Origin of the sequence: Oceanispirochaeta sp., from assembly GCF_027859075.1 — a bacterium.
Taxonomy (GTDB): domain Bacteria; phylum Spirochaetota; class Spirochaetia; order DSM-2461; family DSM-2461; genus Oceanispirochaeta.
The window spans coordinates 1-3,592 of sequence record NZ_JAQIBL010000155.1 but is presented as its reverse complement, the minus strand read 5'-3'; the positions used below and the strand labels follow the sequence as shown (position 1 = coordinate 3,592).

Annotated in this window: 4 protein-coding genes; 1 reads left to right on the top strand and 3 read right to left on the bottom strand. The window is 42.4% G+C overall.

Annotated features, from left to right (window positions below; genetic code table 11):
• Positions 1-299: 299 nt before the first annotated feature.
• Entirely contained in the window at positions 300-1,160 is an 861-nt protein-coding gene (locus tag PF479_RS08665; RefSeq protein WP_298004985.1) for a phosphate/phosphite/phosphonate ABC transporter substrate-binding protein, read from the top strand.
• Between the two features lie 35 nt (positions 1,161-1,195).
• On the opposite strand, the gene PF479_RS08660 is transcribed toward PF479_RS08665, so the two are convergent.
• The 3 genes from PF479_RS08660 to PF479_RS08650 form a co-directional block, all read right to left on the bottom strand.
• The gene (locus PF479_RS08660; RefSeq protein ID WP_298004984.1) at positions 1,196-2,011 is read right to left on the bottom strand and encodes a nitroreductase family protein; all 816 of its coding nucleotides are present in this window, start codon (positions 2,009-2,011) and stop codon (positions 1,196-1,198) included.
• Between the two features lie 125 nt (positions 2,012-2,136).
• Positions 2,137-2,847 (bottom strand): fumarylacetoacetate hydrolase family protein, encoded by a 711-nt coding sequence (locus PF479_RS08655; protein ID WP_298004981.1) that lies wholly within the window; start codon positions 2,845-2,847, stop codon positions 2,137-2,139.
• Positions 2,848-3,060: 213 nt separating this feature from the next.
• Positions 3,061-3,592 (bottom strand): type I restriction enzyme endonuclease domain-containing protein (locus tag PF479_RS08650; RefSeq protein WP_298004978.1); only part of this gene is annotated, 532 nt, incomplete at its 5' end.

The window sequence follows — 3,592 nt, the reverse complement described above, 5'->3', positions numbered from 1 at the left end:
TTCCCCATCAGGGCACTCAATTTCCCAGTACACTCGATCACTCCAGAATAAGAGGGAACCCGGGGTTCTATATCCCGACCATACGGGGTAATGCTTATAAACCAGAGCTGCTGAAAGTTTTTCAGTTTATCTATAGGAAAGGCTGAGTCCATTGCAACATCTTCGGTTCACCTTGATCTTATTTCATATTTTTCAAAGATCAACAATCACATAGCCTATATTGCTAAAAACTTCTTCTCATCTATTAATGCTATGAAGGAATTTTTAAATCTACAGGGACGGATGGTGCAAGAAGAATTATGAAAAAATTAAATAGGGGGCTGCTTCGTTTTATCACAACTTTCATTTTATTAATTCTACTCTCTCAGCCTGTGGTATCAGAGACCAGACCAACATACAGACTCGGTTACTCCTCAAGTCAAAATCCGGAACTATTAATAGGACGGATGAAACCCATTATGAATATCATTTCAGAAGCGCTGAATGCAGATATAGAATTTGTCAGTAAAAAGACTTTTTCAGAGATGCAGAAGGCTTATATCAATCAGGAAATCGATTTTGGTATCATTAACGCGTATTCCTATCTGAGGATACTGCCTTATGATTCTGTTATTCTCATTGCCGCAAGAAGGATTGAAAATTCACGTGAATACAGAACCTATTTTTTTGCCAGGAAAGACAGCGGTATAAATAACATAGAGGGTCTTAAAGGGAAAGTCATTGCTCTGGGTGATCCTTACTCAACAAGCTCCTATCTCATTCCCCATTACATTTTTAAAAAACAGGGAATATATTCCGATTCTGATTTCGAAAAAACCATTATCATTTCAAAACAGGATTCACTCATACTCTCCGTTTTGAATCGGACCGCCGACGCAGGGGTTTCCGCATCATTCATATTCAATGATCAACCGGAAGCCGTTAAATCCGCGCTTACTGTTTTTAAGACTTCAGAACCTTTTCCTCTTGGTCCTTTTATCGCCAATAAAAACCTTGAGCCTTCTGTAATAGAGACATTGAAAGAAACACTTTTGTCGCTCAACAAAAGCATTGAAGGAAGATCGGCCCTTGAAAGCTCGGGAATAGAAGTTTTCGAAGAAGTAGAAGCCGATACATACAAAAAGTTGCTGGAAATTAAGGATTCTTTGAATCTGAACTGATGGGGAACATCTAATGAACTGGGCTGCCGCTGCCCTTACAAGACCTCCACTACCACGGTTCCCCGCTGCACGGTACGTTTAAAAGACACATCGGGTATACCAAAACAGAGGGCATAAGAGAATACTTCATGCTTTTTGAGCTTCAGGAGTTCTTTTAGTGCCGGGACAGTATTGATGGCATGACTGATATATCCATTCCACAAGGCACCATACCCGGCAGCTGCCGTTGCCAGTTCAAAATAGGAAGATGCAATTATGGCATCCGTATGGACAATGGCTGCCTCTTCACTGCCGACAGCCACTAATAAATGGGGTGCATTTCGGAAGAAGACATCATTGTTTTTCTCCCGGTAAGCCTTCACTAGAGCAGTTAAAAAACGGCTCTCCTCGCTCATCATCCCTTTTTCAATGGCCTGTTCAAGAATATTGTAAAAGGACTCCCTGAAAACAGTCATTTGTCGGCGGGTATATACAACACGGAAGCTGATAGTTTGGTTATTTTTACCCGTAGGGGCATGGTAGGCTATGTCCAGCAACCTTGCGATCTCATCACGGGGAATCTCAGCGTCCTTATAAAAGCGGGTGGACCGTCGCCCTTTCATCAATAATTCTATCTGATTAAGATCTGGTAATGACTCTTTAGATAGTACCTGACTATCTTCCGGTTTATATCCATAGATGGAAAGGGATCCTTCAGGGCAGATGGCCAGGCAGTGCTGACATTTCAGGCAGCTCTCCTTTATAAACTCAGGAAATCCTTCAGAATTTTGTTTGAGTGCCCGAGAGGGGCACTCTTTTATGCAGAGGGTACATTGTGTACAACTTTCTGTATCAATATCTAATGTTTTCATAAGGATATTCTATATTATTTTTTAAAACTGAGGGGGTAATAATATACATTATTCAGGATGCTCTGCCTGAATCCGAGTGGCCCATGATCCACCGTTGAGACCTGGACTGCCTGAAGCTGTAGCCTCTACAGACTCTCCTGTACCACCTGATTCTTCAAACACCCGATCTTCTCAATCTCCACCTCAATGGTGTCACCCTCTTTAAGGGGCCCCACACCACTGGGAGTCCCTGTGGCAATAATATCCCCCGTCTTGAGGCTGAAGTTTCTGGAAATATAGGCAATCAGAGTTTTAAGAGGAAAAATCATCTGCTCCGTATTCCCCTGCTGGACAACCCGGCCGTTCAGTCTTGTTTCAAGACTCAGAGACTGGGGATCTTCCATCTGATCTATCGGAACAACAACAGGCCCCAGGGGGGCAAAGGTATCAAAAGACTTGCCCCGAAACCAGCCCGAGCGGTCTCCGTTCTGAATATTCCTCTGACTGATATCCAATAGACAGGTAAAGCCGTAAATCACAGAATAGGCCTCCTCTTCGGCCACATGTTTGCAGTCTTTGCCGATGATTATAGCCAGCTCCCCCTCATAATCTGTCCGGGCTTCAAAATCATAGTCCCCGATAATCAGGGGCAGCTCAATATCCCCATCGGGAGGCAGAAGTGTATTGGGGAATTTGGGGAAAAGTATGGGCTCAGATGGAACCTCTATCACTTCACCTACTCCATGAATCAGAGCGCCTTCTTTCACATGTTCCAGATAATTGCGGCCCACACAGATGATTTTAGAAGGATTGACCGTATAAACTGCATCACTGCCTTTAATGGGAAGAGTAAACATAATAAGGACTCCTTTGATTTCCTCCCAGAGGGAGGGGGTTATATCTATAAAAGTATACTTGAAGCTAAAAAGATACGAATTCAAGTACCAACTGGTAACAACAATCATTTAAAACATTTCAGTCATTTTGTTAACATTTTTTTACCGTTGTTGACAATGACACAATCAATCCGGAATTTATTTCGGTCAGTTCATTGAATGAAGCATATTGAATTAGATCACACCCTGATTCCGCTTAAAATTCTCGGCCTGTTCAAATATCTCTTTGTACACTTCATCACGGTCTACAGGTGGATAATCATTTTCAGCGAGCAGAATAATCAGATCAGCCTTCAACTCCGCCTTAATATCATCCCTCTGGCTCCAGTCGGTATATTTAGCCTTATCATCCACGACTATTTTCACCTTCCCGGCAAGCGCAAGGAGCTTATCTTCGGGGTAATTAAAGTCATACTTATGAGCGAGTGCTTTGAGAATATCGTAAAAAGCCTTTTCTTCGAAATCAATACCAAGATCAGCATAGGACTCTTTCTCTTTCCTCATGGCATTATATAGGCCAATAATTTCATCGGCAAAGTCATCCATGACTTCACTTCTTAAGGTATCATCCTCTTTGCGCTCATTGTATTTATCCACAATGGCTTTAAACTTTTTGGAAAAATCAACGCCTTGAATCTTGTTCACTACCAAAGACATCGAGTGTGGCGTCAACGGGGGTTCCGGTAAAACCGACATAGGTGGCATT

Coding starts and splice junctions, on each gene's coding strand:
- PF479_RS08660 (WP_298004984.1), bottom strand. CDS start 2,011: ATGAAAACATTAGATATTGATACAGAAAGTTGTACACAATGTACCCTC.
- PF479_RS08655 (WP_298004981.1), bottom strand. CDS start 2,847: ATGTTTACTCTTCCCATTAAAGGCAGTGATGCAGTTTATACGGTCAAT.
- PF479_RS08665 (WP_298004985.1), top strand. CDS start 300: ATGAAAAAATTAAATAGGGGGCTGCTTCGTTTTATCACAACTTTCATT.